This window comes from Cobetia sp. MC34, assembly GCF_018340035.1.
Lineage (GTDB): Bacteria > Pseudomonadota > Gammaproteobacteria > Pseudomonadales > Halomonadaceae > Cobetia > Cobetia amphilecti.
Map to the genome: position 1 here is coordinate 45,826 of NZ_JADPPY010000020.1, position 16,334 is coordinate 62,159.

General features: G+C 64.4%; 10 protein-coding genes. 5 read left to right on the top strand and 5 right to left on the bottom strand.

The genetic code is table 11. The features are described 5' to 3' along the window. Positions 1-64: 64 nt before the first annotated feature. Both IZU87_RS11725 and prlC read right to left on the bottom strand, forming a co-directional pair. A complete protein-coding gene (locus IZU87_RS11725; RefSeq protein WP_213114606.1) occupies positions 65-316 on the bottom strand; it encodes a YheV family putative zinc ribbon protein in 252 nt (83 codons plus the stop codon). 147 nt (positions 317-463) lie between these two features. Further along, positions 464-2,512: an oligopeptidase A gene (prlC, locus tag IZU87_RS11730; RefSeq protein ID WP_213114607.1), complete on the bottom strand. Its 2,049-nt coding sequence runs from the start codon at positions 2,510-2,512 to the stop codon at positions 464-466. 271 nt (positions 2,513-2,783) lie between these two features. Here prlC and IZU87_RS11735 point away from each other — a divergent pair, with 271 nt between their 5' ends. The 3 genes from IZU87_RS11735 to IZU87_RS11745 all read left to right on the top strand — a co-directional run bounded on the left by IZU87_RS11735 (position 2,784) and on the right by IZU87_RS11745 (position 5,867). Beyond that, positions 2,784-4,127: a sodium-dependent transporter gene (locus tag IZU87_RS11735; RefSeq protein ID WP_054556322.1), complete on the top strand. Its 1,344-nt coding sequence runs from the start codon at positions 2,784-2,786 to the stop codon at positions 4,125-4,127. Between the two features lie 197 nt (positions 4,128-4,324). After that, on the top strand, positions 4,325-4,867 hold the full coding sequence (locus IZU87_RS11740; RefSeq protein WP_213114608.1) for a gamma carbonic anhydrase family protein: 543 nt from the start codon (positions 4,325-4,327) through the stop codon (positions 4,865-4,867). 292 nt (positions 4,868-5,159) lie between these two features. Next, on the top strand, positions 5,160-5,867 hold the full coding sequence (locus tag IZU87_RS11745; RefSeq protein WP_052384803.1) for a metal-dependent hydrolase: 708 nt from the start codon (positions 5,160-5,162) through the stop codon (positions 5,865-5,867). A gap of 57 nt (positions 5,868-5,924) precedes the next feature. On the opposite strand, the gene IZU87_RS11755 is transcribed toward IZU87_RS11745, so the two are convergent. From IZU87_RS11755 to IZU87_RS11765, 3 genes are all read right to left on the bottom strand, one after another. Beyond that, the gene (locus tag IZU87_RS11755; protein ID WP_249330560.1) at positions 5,925-7,460 is read right to left on the bottom strand and encodes a sigma-54-dependent transcriptional regulator; all 1,536 of its coding nucleotides are present in this window, start codon (positions 7,458-7,460) and stop codon (positions 5,925-5,927) included. Further along, positions 7,457-9,871: an ATP-binding protein gene (locus IZU87_RS11760; protein ID WP_213114609.1), complete on the bottom strand. Its 2,415-nt coding sequence runs from the start codon at positions 9,869-9,871 to the stop codon at positions 7,457-7,459. Before IZU87_RS11760 ends, IZU87_RS11755 begins: the two co-directional genes overlap by 4 nt. 83 nt (positions 9,872-9,954) lie before the next feature. Continuing rightward, entirely contained in the window at positions 9,955-10,725 is a 771-nt protein-coding gene (locus IZU87_RS11765; RefSeq protein ID WP_213114610.1) for an FCD domain-containing protein, read from the bottom strand. Between the two features lie 425 nt (positions 10,726-11,150). Between IZU87_RS11765 and IZU87_RS11770 the strand changes: the two genes are divergently transcribed. Next, positions 11,151-12,857, top strand: a complete 1,707-nt coding sequence (locus IZU87_RS11770; RefSeq protein WP_107335820.1) for an L-lactate permease — start codon at positions 11,151-11,153, stop codon at positions 12,855-12,857. A gap of 62 nt (positions 12,858-12,919) precedes the next feature. Beyond that, the gene (locus IZU87_RS11775) at positions 12,920-15,862 is read left to right on the top strand and encodes an FAD-binding and (Fe-S)-binding domain-containing protein (RefSeq protein ID WP_249330561.1); all 2,943 of its coding nucleotides are present in this window, start codon (positions 12,920-12,922) and stop codon (positions 15,860-15,862) included. Positions 15,863-16,334 lie beyond the last annotated feature (472 nt).

The following is a 16,334-nucleotide window of genomic DNA, read 5'->3' on the forward strand; positions in this document are numbered from 1 at the left end:
AGATGACATGAAAAAGCCCCGCCAATTGGCGGGGCTTTTTCATGTCGCAGCGCTACAGCAGATGTCAGTGCAGCTTGCCGGGATCCAGAATGCGCACCGGCTGAACCTCATCGCTCGCCGGCGTCCCGCGAGGGTCGCTCACGCGCGTGGAGATCTCGGCGAGGGTCGGCGGTTCCTCGATGGCTTGCTGTTCGAAGAAGTCGCAGGACACGCAGTCACGGTAGCGGGTCTCGTCCTGCTCCCAGGTGCGCAGGCGGTCCATTGCTCCGCAGCGCGGGCAGACGGCACCGGCGATGAAGCGCTTGATGGTAGACATGGTGCCTCCAGTCAGGGTCAGGGTAGGTCTGGCAATCCCGCCTCGGGCGGATGATGCGCCATATGATACGCCCCCGACCGGTAAAGGTCAGGGGCGCATGGTCAGCGGCTCGTGGTCAGGCTTGCGCCATCACGAGACGGGGCGAGATCAGGCCGCCTGGGCACTAATGCCGGAGTGACGCAGCAGGGCATCGACCTGCGGGTCACGGCCACGAAAGGCGCGGAACAGCTCGGCGGCGTCACGCGAGCCACCGCGTGCCAGTACCTCGTCACGGAAGCGCTGGCCGGTGGCGGTATCGAAGACTGCGCTTTCCTCGAAGGCACTGAAGGCGTCTGCCGACAGCACCTCGGCCCACTTGTAGCTGTAGTAACCCGCGGCGTAACCGCCGGCGAAGATATGGCTGAAGCCATTCTGGAAGCGATTGAACTCGACCGCCGGCACCACGGCGACCTTGCTGCGCACCTCGTCGAGCAGTGCCTGGACATCGCTGGCCGACGGCTTGTCGAGCTCATGATGCAGGCGGAAGTCGAACAGCGAGAACTCCAGCTGGCGGACCATGGTCATCGCCGCCTGGAAATTGCGGGCTGCCTGCAGGCGCTCGAGCATGTCATCCGGCAGACGCTCGCCGGTGTCGACGTGACGTGCGATCAGATCCAGCCCTTCACGCTCGTAGCAGAAGTTCTCCATGAACTGGCTGGGCAGCTCGACGGCGTCCCAGGCCACGCCATTGATGCCGGAGACTTCGGCGACTTCCTGACGGGTCAGCATGTGATGCAGGCCGTGACCGAACTCGTGGAACAGCGTGACCACTTCATCGTGGGTCAGCAGTGCCGGGCGATCGCCCACCGGACGGGTGAAGTTGCAGGTCAGGTAGGCGACCGGCAACTGCAGGCTGCCATCCTCGCGGCGACGACGCACGCGGCACTCATCCATCCAGGCACCGCCCCGCTTGCCTTCACGCGCGTAGAGGTCGAGATAGAAGCCGGCGATAGGGGTGTCATTCTCGATCACCTCGTAGTAGCTGACGTCCTCGTGCCAGACCGGCACTTCGCGCTGTTTGAAGGTGATGCCGTAGAGGCGGTTGACGACCTCGAACAGCCCGTCGATGGCTTGCGGCGCCGGGAAGTAGGGACGCAGCTGCTCCTGATTGATCGCGTAGCGCGACTCGCGCAGCTTCTCGCTGGCGTAGCCGACATCCCACGGCTGCAGGTCGTCGATGCCGAGGCTCTCGGTGGCGTAGGCCGCCAGCTCGTTGAACTCTTCACGCGCCTGCGGCACGGCGCGGGTGGCGAGGTCATCCAGGAAGGCGATGACCTGCGCCGGCGAGTCGGCCATCTTGGTCGCCAGCGACAGCGAGGCGAAGTCGTCGAAGCCGATCAGCGCGGCCAGCTCCTGACGCAGGGCCAGAATCTCCTCGATCACCGGACCGTTGTCGAACTCACCGGCGTTGGGGCCCTTCTCCGAGGCGCGCGTGACGAAGGCGGTGTAGACCTCCTCGCGCAGCTCGCGGTTGTCGGCATAGCTGAGCACCGGGAAGAAGCTCGGGAAGTCCAGGGTGATGCGATAGCCTTCCAGACCCTTGGCTTCGGCATTGGCCTTGAGCGCTTCAAGGCCGCTTTCCGGTACGCCCGCCAGCGCCTCTTCCTCGACATCCTTGTGCCAGGCCTGGGTGGCATCCAGTACATGGTTGGAGAAGGTGTTGGAGAGCTCGGACAGGCGCGCCTGGATCTCGCCGTAACGCTGCTTCTTGTCTTGCGGCAGGTCGACACCGGCGAGGCGGAAGTCGCGCAGACTGTTGGTGATTGCCTTCTGCTGGGCTTCATCGAGGCTTGCGAACTCATCGCTGTCCGCGAGGCGCTGGTAGGCCGCGGCCAGGTCGCTGTTCTGACCCACCCAGGTGGAGTAGGCCGACAGCTTGGCGAGACAGGCCTGGTAGGCCTCACGCAGCTTGGGCGAGTTCATGGTCGAGTTGAGGTGCGAGACCGGCGACCAGGCTTGGCTCAGGCGATCACCCAGCGCTTCCAGCGGCGCGGCGAAGTTGTCCCAGCGCGTGTCATCGCGGGTGGCCTCGATCAGGCGCTCGATCTCCTGCTGGTTGTGCTCCAGCAGTTCGCTGATCGCGTCCTCGACGTGCTCGGCCTTGAGGGTGTCGAAGGGGGGCAGGGTGTTGCGTTCCAGCAGGGGATTGATCGACATCATGTACCTCGCGTCATTCGGGTGGGCGGCAGCGGTGAGCGGTAAAGGAGAACTTGCGCATTAATAGCGCCGTGAAAACGGCGTCACCGCTGCCGCGGGGATACCTAGAATGTGAGGCCTCGGCGCGTGTTATTCAATCTATCGCCTCGATAGGCGGGCGTTGCCACGCGCATGTCGCATTGGCCGAGGCCGGTACGGCTGCTATCTTGCTGGCCTTGGCCCCTGAGTGGGGCCCGTATCCTTCCCCCGTACCGAGACCACGAGAGCAGACATGAGCGAAACCACCGAACGCTGGGGCAGTCGCCGAGCCTTCATTCTGGCCGTGACCGGCGCCGCCGTAGGGCTGGGCAATATCTGGCGCTTCCCCTACATGACCGGCGAGAACGGCGGTTCCGCGTTTCTGCTGCTGTATATCGGTTTCGTGCTGTTGCTGGGCCTGCCGGTGATGATGGCCGAGATCATGATCGGGCGTGCCGGACGTCGCGGGCCGATGCAGGCGCTGGCCCATCTGGCCGTCAGCGGTGGCCGCACCCCGCACTGGCGCTGGCTGGGGCTGTTCGGCGCCATCACCATGTTCTTCATCCTGTCGTTCTATTCGGTGGTGTCGGGCTGGTCGATCGAGTATCTGGTCGATTCGCTGAAGGGTGACTTCAGTGGCATGAGCCCGCCGGAGATCGGCGCTTCCTTCGGTGCCTTCCTGGAAGACCCGGTCACGATGACCTTCAACCACACCGTCTTCATGCTGATGACGATGAGCGTAGTGGCCGCCGGTATCTCTTCCGGGCTCGAGCGCCTCAACAACCTGATGATGCCGCTGCTCTATGTGCTGTTGCTGGCGCTGGCGGGTTACAGCATCAGCACGCCCGGCTTCGGCCCCGCGCTGAGCTGGCTGTTCATGCCCAATCCGAGTGCCATCACGCTGGACGTGATGCTCAATGCCATGGGGCATGCCTTCTTCACTCTGGCGGTCGGTGCCTGTGCTCTGATGGCCTACGGCGCCTACATGCCGGAGCGCCAGAGCCTGCCGACGGCCGCGATCGCCGTGGCGGCACTGGATATCGGTGTGGCGCTGCTGGCGGGTATCGCCATCTTCGCGGCGGTCTTCAGCCAGGGCATGGACCCGGCCTCCGGCCCTGGCCTGATGTTCGTCAGCCTGCCGATCGCCTTCGCCAATCTGCCGGGCGGCAGCGTGCTGCTGGCGCTGTTCTTCCTGCTGTTGCTGCTGGCGACCTGGACCAGTTCGATCAACATCGCCGAGCCCATCGTCGAGGTGCTGGAGGGTTGGGGTCTCAAGCGTCGCCACGCGGCACTGGTGGTCGGTGTCTCGGTGTGGGCGATGGGGCTGTTGTCGGTGCTGTCCTTCTCGAGCCTCAAGGACGTGCACGTGCTGGGCGAGATGAATGTCTTCGATGCGGTGACGACGATTCCGCCGGACTTCTTCCTGCCGATCGGCGGGCTGCTGATCGCCATCTTCGCGGCCTGGGTGATGCCGCAGAATCGTGCGCTGGCAGGCCTCGGCACCTCGCGTGGCTTCTTCCGCACCTGGCGTTGGGTGCTGCGCTGGATCTCGATTCCGCTGGTCGTCGTCGTGCTGGGCTGGAGCTTCTTCAAGTAAGCGCGCTTGTGCAATCGGTGCGTGAATCTGGCGTTTAGTCAGCGCGCGGCGTGGCGTGATGCGCGGGGCATGACGAGCCTGAAAGCGGGGCGTCGGGACGGGGTGTCGAAAACATCGCAACGCGAGTCAGGCCGTTGCGCTATTGGCATCCCGGTGTTTGGCGCAGTAGGCTGGTTGCCTAATTCAGGAGGTAAGGCATGAGCATTAGATCCTTCAAGGGCCTGACGCCGCGACTGGGCGAGCGGGTTTTCGTCGATCCGGCCAGTGTGGTGCTGGGTGATGTCGCCCTCGGGGATGACAGCTCGGTATGGCCGCTGGCGGTGATTCGTGGCGACATGCACCGTATCCGCATCGGTGCGCGTACCAGCGTGCAGGATGGCGCGGTACTGCATATCACCCACGCCAGTGATTTCAATCCGGGCGGCTATCCGCTGGAAATCGGCGATGATGTCACCATCGGCCACAAGGCCGTGCTGCATGGCTGCACCATTCACGACCGCGTGCTGGTCGGCATGGGCGCCATCGTGATGGACGGCGTGGTGGTGGAAGATGAAGTCATCATCGCGGCGGGTGCGCTGGTGCCGCCGGGCAAGCGTCTCGAGGGCGGGCATGTGTATGCCGGCAACCCGGCCAAGGCACTGCGCCCCATCAAGGACAGTGAGCGTGAGTTCTTCACCTATTCGGCGGTGAACTACGTCAAGCTGAAGGATCAGCATCTGACCGAAGACTACGTCGACTGAATTTTCCTCGCGCAGAGCGGCAGACGCGGCAATGATCACTCCCCCGTTGGCTCAGGCCGGCGGGGGAGTGCTCGTTTCAGGGCCGGATTCTCCACAAGCCAGGGGCGGATTTGCCGCAAGCCAGGGTCGGTTTTCCACGAGCTTAAGAAGGCAGATGTGGCAGTGGCGCGCACAAACCAGGACAAGCCATTGTTTTTCATGAAATGCTTGCGTCATAATCTGGACGTATATCCAGTGCCAGCGTGTGGCGTCTGGTCCAGTGACATCGTCGAGGGCTCGCGACCCGTATTTCATGGCCAATTTTCGTACCCATATCACCGTAGCGGCCTTTGCCGGCGGCATCGTCGCGGCGGCGGGCTGGCAGGGCGGCCTGTGGTCGCTGGCGGAGGGGGTTCCGCTGGCGAGCCTGACCACCTTCGGCGGTATCCTGCCGGATATCGACTCCGACAACTCGCGTGCCATCCGTATCCTGTTCACGCTGTTTGCGGTACTGGCGACCATGGCCTGCGTGCTGTTGCTGCAGGACCGCCTGCTGGCGGGGCCGCTGATGATGGCAGGCGGCGCCACCTATCTGGGCGTGCGCTATGTGGCCAGCGCCATCTTCAAGCGCTTCACCGTCCATCGCGGTATCTGGCACTCGCTGCTGGCGTCACTGCTGTGCTCGCTGGGCGTGACGGCCGCCAGCCTGCATGTGCTGGGCCAGAGTGAAGAGCAGGCCTGGTGGCAGGGCGCGGCCCTGTTGTTCGGCGCCATGATCCACCTGCTGCTCGATGAGATGTACAGCGTCGACATGGTCGGCGCACGCCTGAAGCGCAGCTTCGGCACCGCCTTCAAGCTGTTCGATTATCGTGAGCCGGGCAACTCGCTGGCGATGGTGGCGGTGATCGCCGCCATGACGCCCTGGCTGCCGCCATTGTCGGTACTGGTGGACATCATGCACCTGCAGGGGCCGCTGTCCGTGTTCGGTGCAGGCCTGTCACGGCTGATGGCCGGCGTCTGATGCCGTCTGGCTGAAGGCCGGCGCGAATCTCCGTTGCGATGCCTTGGTTGTGATGCATCAGGCACGATAGGGCTCGGCACTCAGGCCGTGCTTCTTGAGCTTGTCGTAGAGTGTCTTGCGCGGCAGCCCCAGCCGTTCGCAGGCCATCACCACCTGACCTTTGCTGGCCGCCAGGGCTTCGCGAATCAGCGCGGCCTCGAACGCCTCCATGCGCTGTGGCAGCGATTGCGCCTGCGTGGCTGCCTTCACGTTGTGCTCCAGTTCCCCCAGCTCGCCTGATTCCCTCGGTGCGCCTGATGCATCCCGCTCGCCCGTGCCGGCGGTGATGCCTTCTCTGTCCGCCTCTCCTGCGACTTCCGTGCTGTTCACGGCCGGGCCACTCGTGCCCGCGGTGAGCGGTCGCCCTTCCGCCATGCTGTCGCCGATGTTGCCCTCCAGTCCGCCCAGCAGCACATGGCGTTCCGCACAGTTTCTCAGTTCACGCACGTTGCCCGGCCAGTCATGCGCCAGCAGTGCCTGCAGGGTGGTGGCGTCCAGCGGCGGGACTTCCAGGCTGGTGCGTTCGCTGGCCAGAATCGCGAAGTGCCGAAACAGCTGCAGGATGTCCTCGGCATGCTCGCGCAGTGGCGGCAGATACAGCGTGACCACGTTCAGGCGGTAGTAGAGGTCTTCGCGAAACTCGCCGGCGCTGGCCGCTTCACGCAGATCCCGCTTGGTGGCGGCGATGACGCGTATGTCGATGGGGCGTGGTGTATTGCTGCCGAGTCGCTCGATGCTGCGCTCCTGCAGCACCCGCAACAGCTTGATCTGCAACGACATCGGCATCGATTCGATCTCATCGAGAAACAGGGTGCCGCCGTCGGCGTGTTCCAGCTTGCCGATGCGGCGCTCGCTGGCACCGGTGAAGGCACCTTTCTCATGGCCGAACAGTTCCGACTCGATCAATGTCTCCGGCATGCCGCCACAGTTGAGCGCCACGAAGGGCTTGCTGGCGCGGGCGCTGCGTTCGTGCAGACAGCGGGCGACACGGTCCTTGCCGGCGCCGGTCTCGCCATACAGCAGGGTGTCGGCATCGACCGCCGCCAGGCGTGACACCTGAGCATCCAGGCGCTGCATGATGTCACTGCTGCCGACCAGCCTGGGGCCGGCGCTGTTGCGCTGGGTATCCAGCTGTTCGCGCAGCGAGCGGTTCTCCAGCGCCAGCCGGCGGGCGGCCACCGCACGCCGCACGCCATCGAGCATGCGCTCGCGATCGAAGGGCTTCTCGATGAAATCCCAGGCGCCGGCCTGCATGGCCGCGACGGCGGTATCGATGTCGCCATGACCGGTCATCACGATCACCGGCAGCTCGTCATCCACGGCATGCGCCGCGTGCAGCAGGCTCAGGCCATCCATGCCCGGCATGCGAATGTCCGTGATCACCACACCTTCGAAGGGCGCTTCGGCGCGCAGGATCGTCAGTGCCTGCTCGGCACTGGCCAGCGGGCGAGTGCGGTAATCGGCCAGCATCAGACTCTGGCTCAGGCTGTCGCGCAGGTGCGGTTCGTCATCCACCACCAGCACCTGCATGTCGGTATTCGTGACGTCGCTCATGACGGCTCCTGTGAATGGTTGGCGGTGGGTGGCATTGGGGGTTGTGAGGGCGACGGCTGATGTGAGGGCGTCGCAAGTGAGTGTATCGAGAGTGAGGGCATCGAGAGTGCCGGCAGCGTCAGCCGGAACAGTGCGCCACCCAGCGGCGAGGGGTACGCCTCGAGGGTGCCGCCGAGGTCGGCGACGATACGCGCGCTGATCGATAACCCCAGCCCGAGTCCCTGGCCGTCGGCGCGCTGGGTATAGAAGGGTTCGAACACGCGCACCAGTTGCGATGGCTCAAGACCGGGACCGTTGTCGTGGACTTCCAGCACGACCTGATTGCCGGCGCTGCCCGCTTGCTCATGCAGGTTGAGCTGGATGCTGGGGGGCTCCGTGCGCTCGGGGGGCATGTCGGCAAGCGCATCCAGTGCATTGCCGATCAGGTTGACCAACACCTGCTCCAGACGTACCGGCTCGGCGCGCACCCGGGCCAGCTTTGGACTCGCTTCGCGAATGAGGGTCACGCCGAGCGTCTCGCAGCGTGCATGCAGCAGGCGCAGGGCATAGTCGAGGCTGGTGGTGAGATCGATGGCCTCCAGGCGGTCACCGCTCTTGCGTGAGAACTGACGCAGCTGTGCGCTGATCTCGCCCATGCGCTGGGTCAGCTCGGTGATCTGGCGCAGGTTGCTCTCGACCTGGGTGGTCTGGGCGCGGGCGAGGAAGGCGGTCGCGTTCTCGGCATAGGCGCGGATGGCGGCCAATGGCTGATTGAGTTCGTGATTGATGCCGGCGGCCAGTTCCCCCAGTACCGCCAGCTTGGCGGTCTGGATCAATTCATCGCGCGTCTCGCGCAGCTCGCGTTCGGCGCGGATGCGCTCCTCGACTTCGGCACTCAGGCGCGTGTTGCTGGCGGCGAGGTCGCGGGTGCGCTCGACCACCCGTTGCTCGAAGGCATCGCGTGCCTGAGCGAGCTGTTCGGCCTGGGCACGGCGTTCGCTGACATCGAAGACCGTGACCAGCCAGCGCGGACCGTTGGGGCTGGGCAGCGGCGAGCAGGAAAGCTCCAGTGGCACCGCGACACCCTCGCGCAGGCCATGCACTTCCAGCGGCCCGACGGAGCGGGCCTGGGTCAGGCGGTCCAGCAGGTGGCGCTCGGCTGGCAGGAAAAGCTCGCGCAGATCACGCCCTTCGCAGGCGCTGGGTTGGCGGAGTGAGTCGTCCGGTGAGGCATCGGCACTCAAGGGCGAGCCGAACAGCGCGATGGCCGTCGGATTGAGGTACACCAGCCGCACCCGCTCATCGAGGATGCACAGGCCAGCCTGAGTGCGGTCGATGATGCCGCGCACCCGTTGCTGGCTGCTGGCGAGATTCTGGCGCTCGCGCTCGGCGAACAGGCGCCGCTCACGCAGGATGCGCAGTCGCTGCCAGCCCAGCCCCGCCAGCAGACACAGCAAGGCATAGCCACCGGCCGCGAGTCCGGCCGCTTGCCAGATACCGCTGCGCAGCGGTGCCAGTGGCTTGAGCACATGCAGGCGCCAGCCGATATCCGGCAGTGGCTGGGACAGGCTCAACCAGGCGTGCTGCCAGAGATCCCCCGGTGTCAGCTGCAATAGTTCGATGGAGGTCGTGTCGCGGCGCGACTCAAAGGGCGGGCCCAGCAGCTCCGGTAGCGCCTCGCGGTGATGCAGGCGTAGCGGGCGCAGGCGCTGATTGGCGTAGCGCTGGGTGTCGAGCAGCCGGTTGCGTGTCTCCTCGCTGAGTGGCTCCAGCGTGCGCAGTACCCGCTGCGCCTGGCTGGCGATGAAGATCACGCCATGCGGATCAGTGACCATGATGTCGGCATTCTGGTCGAGCCACGCCGCCTCCAGCGCCTCTATCTGCACCTTGACCACGGCCACGCCACGTCGTCCCTGCGGGCTGGTGACGGCAGCGCTGAAGAAATAACCGCGCTCCCCGGAGCTGGTGCCCAGCCCGTAGAAGCGCCCCTCGCCGCCATTGATGGCGTCTTGCCAGTAGGGGCGGAAGCGATAGTTCTGGCCGATGAAGGTATTGGCGGAACGCCAGTTGCTGGCGGCGATGGTCGTGCCGGTGTCATCGACCAGATAGAGGTCCGAGATGCCGGCCAGTTCACGCATGCGGTCCAGGCGCTGATTGAGTGCCACTTCCGCGCTGGGGTCTTCTGGGTGATCGAGAAAGTCGCGCAGCTGGTCATTCTCTGCCACCAGTCTGGGCAGATAGGCGTGGCGATTCAGCTGGCCGCGCAGGCTGGCGGCGGTCAGACGCAGTTCGTTGTCTGCCTCATGCCCCAGGCGCTCCAGACCCTGGCTGCGCGCCATCGAGACCGCCTGCCACACGCACAGCATCAGCCCCAGCGGTAGCACGACCGCCAGTACGAGACGCCACAGCTGGGGCAGGCGCGTGTCCTTCATCGGCAAGCCTTCATGTTCAGGCCCTCATCTCAAGCACTGCATATCCGGAACTCCATATTCAGCCAGAGCGTCATGACTGAGCGTCATGAGCCATCCGGCGCCGCCTGGGCACGGCGCAAGGCGCGCTGGGCACGAGTCTCGGCGCGTTCCAGTTCCAGCAGTGAATCCTCGACGAATACCAGATGCTCATGGGCGGCGTTGCGCGCATCTTCGGCGCGGCCTTCCATGATCGCCTCGAACAGGCTGCGGTGCTGCTGAATCAGGCGCGGGCGTGATTCCGGCTTCTCGAACAGGTGGCGCAGGTTGGCCACGATGCTCTTCTCCAGCAACTGGAACAGGCTGCGCATCGAGTGCAGCAGCACCACGTTGTGCGCGGCCTCGGCGATGGCGAGGTGGAAGGCGGCATCGGCACCGGCCTCGCGCTCCGGGTCACGTCCTTCGAAGCTCTTCTCCAGGTCCTCGAAGCGCTGGCGCAGCATTGCCTTGTCGGCAGGTGTGGAGCGCATGGCGGCGTAGTAGGCGCTGATGCCCTCCAGCGCATCGCGAAATTCCAGCAGATCGAGGTTGAACTCGCCGTGGCGACCCAGCAGCGCGCTGAGCGGGTCCGACCAGGCGCGCGTCAGCTCTTCAGAGACATAGGTGCCGCCGCCCTGGCGTGAGGTCAGCAGTCCGCGCGCGGCCAGCTTCTGGATGGCCTCCCGTACGGAGGGGCGCGAGACCTCGAACTGCTCGGCCAGGGTGCGCTCCGGTGGCAGGCGCTCGCCGGGTTTCAGGCTGCCCTCGATGATCATGCTTTCGAGGCGCTCGGTAAGTACATCGGCGATACGGGGTTGGCGGACAGGGGCGTAACGCATGGAAGTGTCCTTGCGGCAAAGGTGAAAGGCGGCGCCGAACGCTGGAATGCCGGTGCGCGGCATGCAAGAGAGGGGCGCTTGCGGCGCTGCCGATGATCAGTGTGGCCCGTGGGCATTCCACGCCACAGCCGACATTGGTCTTACCAATATGCGTGATAACCACGCCTCGCGTGGGAGGTTGGCGTTCTCAGTAATTGGTAAGACCAATTTTACGCAATGAGGCTGCTTTGACCAATGTCTAGATGCCTTGCACCACATGATGTTTGACCCCTTTCAAGGCGACGCCTAGATTATGCCGAAGCACAGCAGGGTAAATTGGTATGACCAATTTATCGGAAGGCCTGACCCAAGGGTGCGCCAACCCCCGAGTCCTTCACTGCCGTGCCAGACAACAATCACAACAATTCGCCTGCGGAGTTTCCGTCATGTCCGAGCCACTGCTGGCCTTGCTGGCCTTCACCCCTATCCTGCTGGCGGGCATCCTGCTCGTCGGTCTGCAATGGCCCGCGCGTCGCGCCATGCCATTGGTCTTTCTCGTCACCGCTGCCATCGGCTATTTCGTGTGGCAGATGTCGCTGACGCGCATTCTGGCCTCCACGCTGCAGGGGCTGATGGTGACCGTCTCGGTGCTGTGGATCATCTTCGGCGCCATCTTCCTGCTCAATACGCTCAAGCATTCCGGGGCGATCGCGGTGATCCGCGGCGCCTTCACCACCGTCAGTCCCGACCGTCGCGTACAGGCCATCATCATCGCCTGGCTGTTCGGCAGCTTCATCGAGGGGGCTTCCGGCTTCGGGACGCCTGCGGCCATCGCGGCGCCGTTGCTGGTCGCCATCGGCTTCCCGGCGCTGGGGGCGGTGATGGTGGGCATGATGATCCAGTCGACGCCGGTATCATTCGGGGCGGTGGGCACGCCGATCGTGATCGGCGTGAATGCGGGCCTCGACAAGGCCAATCTCGGTGAGCAGCTGCTGGCGAACCACTCCAGCTGGGAGGCCTTCATGCAGCTGATCACCTCGGAGGTCGCCATCGTGCATGGCATCGTCGGCCTGCTGATGCCGCTGTTCATGACCGTGATGATGACGCGCTTCTTCGGCGCGAAGAAAAGCTGGAGCGAGGGGCTGTCGATTGCGCCGTTCGCGCTGTTCGCCGGCCTGTGCTTCACGCTGCCCTACGTGGCGGCGGGTATCTTCCTCGGCCCGGAATTCCCGTCACTGATCGGCGCTCTGGTCGGCTTGATCCTCGTGGTGCCAGCGGCGCGTGCCGGATTTCTACTGCCGAAGGACAGCTGGGATTTTCCGCCCGAGGCCGAGTGGCCCAAGCATTGGCTGGGTGACTTGACGCTGGAGCGTGATGACGTCGAGGCCGCCGCGGCAGGCAGAAAGCCGCTGCCTCTGTGGCTGGCGTGGTTGCCCTATGGGCTGATCGCGCTGCTGCTGGTCGCCTCACGCGTATCGAGTGACTTCAAGGGCTGGCTGGTCAGTGTGCAATTCAGTGCCACCGATCTGCTGGGTGCCAGCGGTATCTCCGGCGCGATACAGCCGCTCTATCTGCCGGGCGGCATCATGGTCTTCGTGGCGCTGATCACGCTGCTGCTGCATCGCATGGCCTCTCGCCAGCTGGTGGCGGCGGCCAGCGAATCCTGGCGCACACTGGTCGGCGCCGGCTTCGTGCTGGTGTTCACCATTCCGATGGTGCGCATCCTGATCAACTCCGGCGTCAACCTGAACGACCTGGCGTCCATGCCGGTGGTGATGGCGGACGTGGTGGCAGACAGCCTTGGTCAGGCCTACCCGTTGTTCGCCTCGGGCATCGGCGCGCTGGGGGCCTTCATCGCCGGCTCCAATACGGTTTCCAACATGATGCTGTCCCAGTTCCAGTTCAACGTCGCCGCCCAGCTCGGGCTGTCGGGAGCGCTGATGGTAGCGCTGCAGGCGGTCGGGGCCGCGGCCGGCAACATGATCGCCATCCACAACGTCGTGGCGGCCTCGGCGACCGTCGGTCTGCTGGGGCGTGAGGGTCGTACCCTGCGTATGACGGCGATTCCGACTGCCTACTATCTATTGGCTTCCGGCGTGCTGGGCATGCTGGCGTTCCACCTGGTGGGTCTGAGTGATCCGCTGCTGCCGTAAGCGTGATCCGTGTTGACTGATACCCTGAAAGACATCCTGACTGACTGATAAAGAGACTGGCCATGACCGCCGCTGCTGCCCCTGACTCCACTGCTCACCCTGTCATGGGCGGGCATGCCTCACCCCAGGCGCGTGCTGCTGCCTATGACGCCCTGCGCGAGGCGTTGGCGCAGCACATTCCCGGTGAGCGCCTGATCCATGATCCGCTGCGTACCCTGGCCTACGGCACGGATGCCAGCTTCTATCGGCTGGTACCGCAGCTGGTGGTGCGGGTGCATGACGAGCAGGAGCTGGGGCATGTGTTGCGCGAGTGCCGGGCGCGCAAGTTGCCGGTGACCTTCCGTGCGGCAGGGACGTCGCTGTCCGGTCAGGCGCTGACGGATTCGGTGCTCATCCAGCTGGGCGGTGAGTGGCGAGGGGCGCAGGTGCTGGAGCAGGGCAGCCGCATCTGCCTGCAGCCGGGGGTGATCGGGGCGCGTGCCAATCAGCTGCTGGCCCCCTTCGGGCGCAAGATCGGCCCGGACCCGGCTTCGATCAACAGCTGCATGATCGGCGGCATCGCGGCCAACAATGCGTCAGGCATGTGCTGCGGCACGGCACACAACAGTTATCGCACCGTCGAGGACCTGCGCGTCATTCTCGCCGATGGCACCTGCCTGGATACGGCCTCGCCGGAGAGCGTGCAGGCCTTTCGCGCCAGTCATGGTGGTCTGCTGGCGGAGCTGGAGCGCATGGCGGCCAGTGCGCACACCGACCCTGAGCTGGCCGAGCGCATCCGCCACAAGTACCGGCTCAAGAACACCACCGGCTATAGCCTCAATGCGCTGGTCGACTATGCCGATGGTCTCGAGATCCTCAAGCATCTGATGATCGGTTCGGAAGGCACGCTGGGTTTCATCGCCTCCATTACCTATCGCACCGTGATCGAGGAGCCGCACAAGGCGGCGGCGCTGGTGTACTACCCGAACATAAATGCGGCCTGTCGCGCCACCATGCTGCTGAAGACGGCGCCGGTCGCGGCGGTGGAGCTGATGGACCGCGCGGCGCTGCGCTCTATCGAGGACGCACCGGGCATGCCGGACGTGTTGCGCACCCTGCCGGAAGAGGCGGTCGCGCTGCTGGTGGATGTGCGGGGCGCACATCATCAGGAGCTGGAGGCGCGCATGGCCGAGGTTGCCCGCGTGCTGGAAGGCATCGAGACCTGTGAGTCGTGGGCCTTCACTCAGGATGCGCAGCGTTATGCGCTGTACTGGAAGATCCGCAAGGGGCTGTTCCCGGCGGTCGGCGCAGTGCGTGATCTGGGGACCACCGTGATCATCGAGGATGTCGCCTTCCCCATCGAGCGGCTGGCGGAAGGCGTCGGTGCGCTGACGGAGGTCTTCCAGCGGCATGGTTACTCCCAGGCGATCCTGTTTGGCCACGCGCTGGAGGGCAATCTTCACTTTGTCTTCCCGCAGGGCTTCGAGCGCGAAGGCGAGGTGGCGCGCTATCAGGCGCTGATGGATGACGTCGCGCAGCTGGTGGGGCAGGAATATGGTGGTTCGCTCAAGGCCGAGCATGGCACCGGTCGCAACATGGCGCCTTATGTAGAGCTTGAGTGGGGCAAGGATGCCTATGCCCTGATGTGGCGTATCAAGGAGGCCTTCGATCCGGACAACTTGCTCAACCCGGAAGTGATCCTGACGCGCAATCCTCGCCTGCATCTGGAAAACCTCAAGCCATTGCCGGCGGCGGACCCGCTGGTGGACCGCTGCATCGAGTGCGGTTTCTGTGAATCGGTCTGCCCGTCGAAGAACCTGAGTCTGACGCCGCGTCAGCGCATCGTCATCCGACGGGAGATCGCACGCCTGGCCGCGCTCGAGGCACCGGATGATGCACAGCGCGACCAGCTGGCAGTGCTCAGGAAGGAATACGCCTATCAGGGCATGGAGACCTGTGCGGGCGATGGCCTGTGCGCGACCCAGTGTCCGGTCGGCATCAATACCGGTGATCTGATCCGGGGGCTGCGTCATGAGGAGAACGCCGGTGCCGATCATCCAGGCAAGGTGAAGGTGGCGCATTGGGCCGGTGAGCACTTCACGCGGGTCACCAGTGGCATGCGTGGCGTGCTCAGGCTGGCGGATGGGCTGCATGGCGCCGTCGGCACGCGCAACATGCGCCGCCTGACCCAGGCTGCTCGCAAGGTGTCCGGCGACAGGGTGCAGCAATGGACTCCCAGTATGCCGGCCGCCGCTGCGCGTGATTATCTCAAGCGTCTCGCGCAGCCACTGGGGCGCAGTGCAGCGCCCAATGGGCATGTCGTCTACTTCCCGTCCTGCGCCACGCGTGTCTTCGGGGTCGCTGCTGATGATCGCGATCCGCGCAGTGTCACGGAAATGGCGCTGGCCTTGATGGACAAGGCCGGCTTCGAGGTCGTGCTGCCGAAAGGGGTGGAGGCGCTGTGCTGTGGCATGGCCTTCCAGTCCAAGGGGCAGTTCGAGGCGGGAGATGCCAAGGCCGCCGAGTTGGCAACAGCGCTGGTGGAGGCGAGTGACGGCGGACGGCTGCCGATCTTCTGTGATACCAGCCCGTGCCTGGCACAGGCTCAGGCCTATGCGCGCGAGCACCTCGAGGTGTCGCTGACTCTGGTCGAGCCGGTGCAGCTGGTGCTCGACTATCTATTGCCCTATCTCTCGATCACACCGCTCAAGGCGAAAGTCGCGGTGCATGTCACCTGCTCCAGTGTCCGCATGGGGCTGGCAGAGCAGTTCGTGGCGCTGGCGCGGCAGTGCGCCAGTGAAGTCGTCGTGCCGGAAGAGATCACCTGCTGCGGTTTCGCCGGCGACAAGGGCTTCAGTACACCGGAGCTCAACGCCTCGGCATTGAAGGGACTGAAGGAGGTAGTGGCCGATTGCGACTACGGGGTTTCCAACTCGCGCACCTGCGAGATAGGGCTGAGTGAGCACTCCGGACTCAGCTATCAATCGATTCTCGGTCTGGTCGATAGAGCATCGGCACCAAGGTGATGGGATGTGTTCGAGATGCATGACACCCTGATGACAGTCTCTTGAAAAAGCCCTTGCTCTCGCGGCGATTCGTGCGTAAAGTACGCATCCGCTGCCGGGGACGCATGGCGTTACCAGCGGTGAAAGAGGTTTGCAGGTGATTGTTTTGCTTGATGTTTTTGAAGTCCGCTTCGACATCATCGATTGACAATCCCGGGCGATTCGCTAGAATACGTCGCACTCCTTACGGAACAGGTGATCGAGCAACGCTCCTCACCGCTTGATGATGCTTAGAGGCAGTCGACTGACTCATCATCAAGTGCTTGACTTCTCAAGCGTTCCGAGTAGAATATGCCTCCTCGCTTCACAGCGACGCTCTTTAAAAATTTGATCAGGTAATTCGTGTGAGCGCTTGCCGATGAGTGGTGACAAGGTCACCAAATATCGGAGCAAGCCTCTCACGAGAAGTTTGACTCTGAACCAAGTTTGGTCT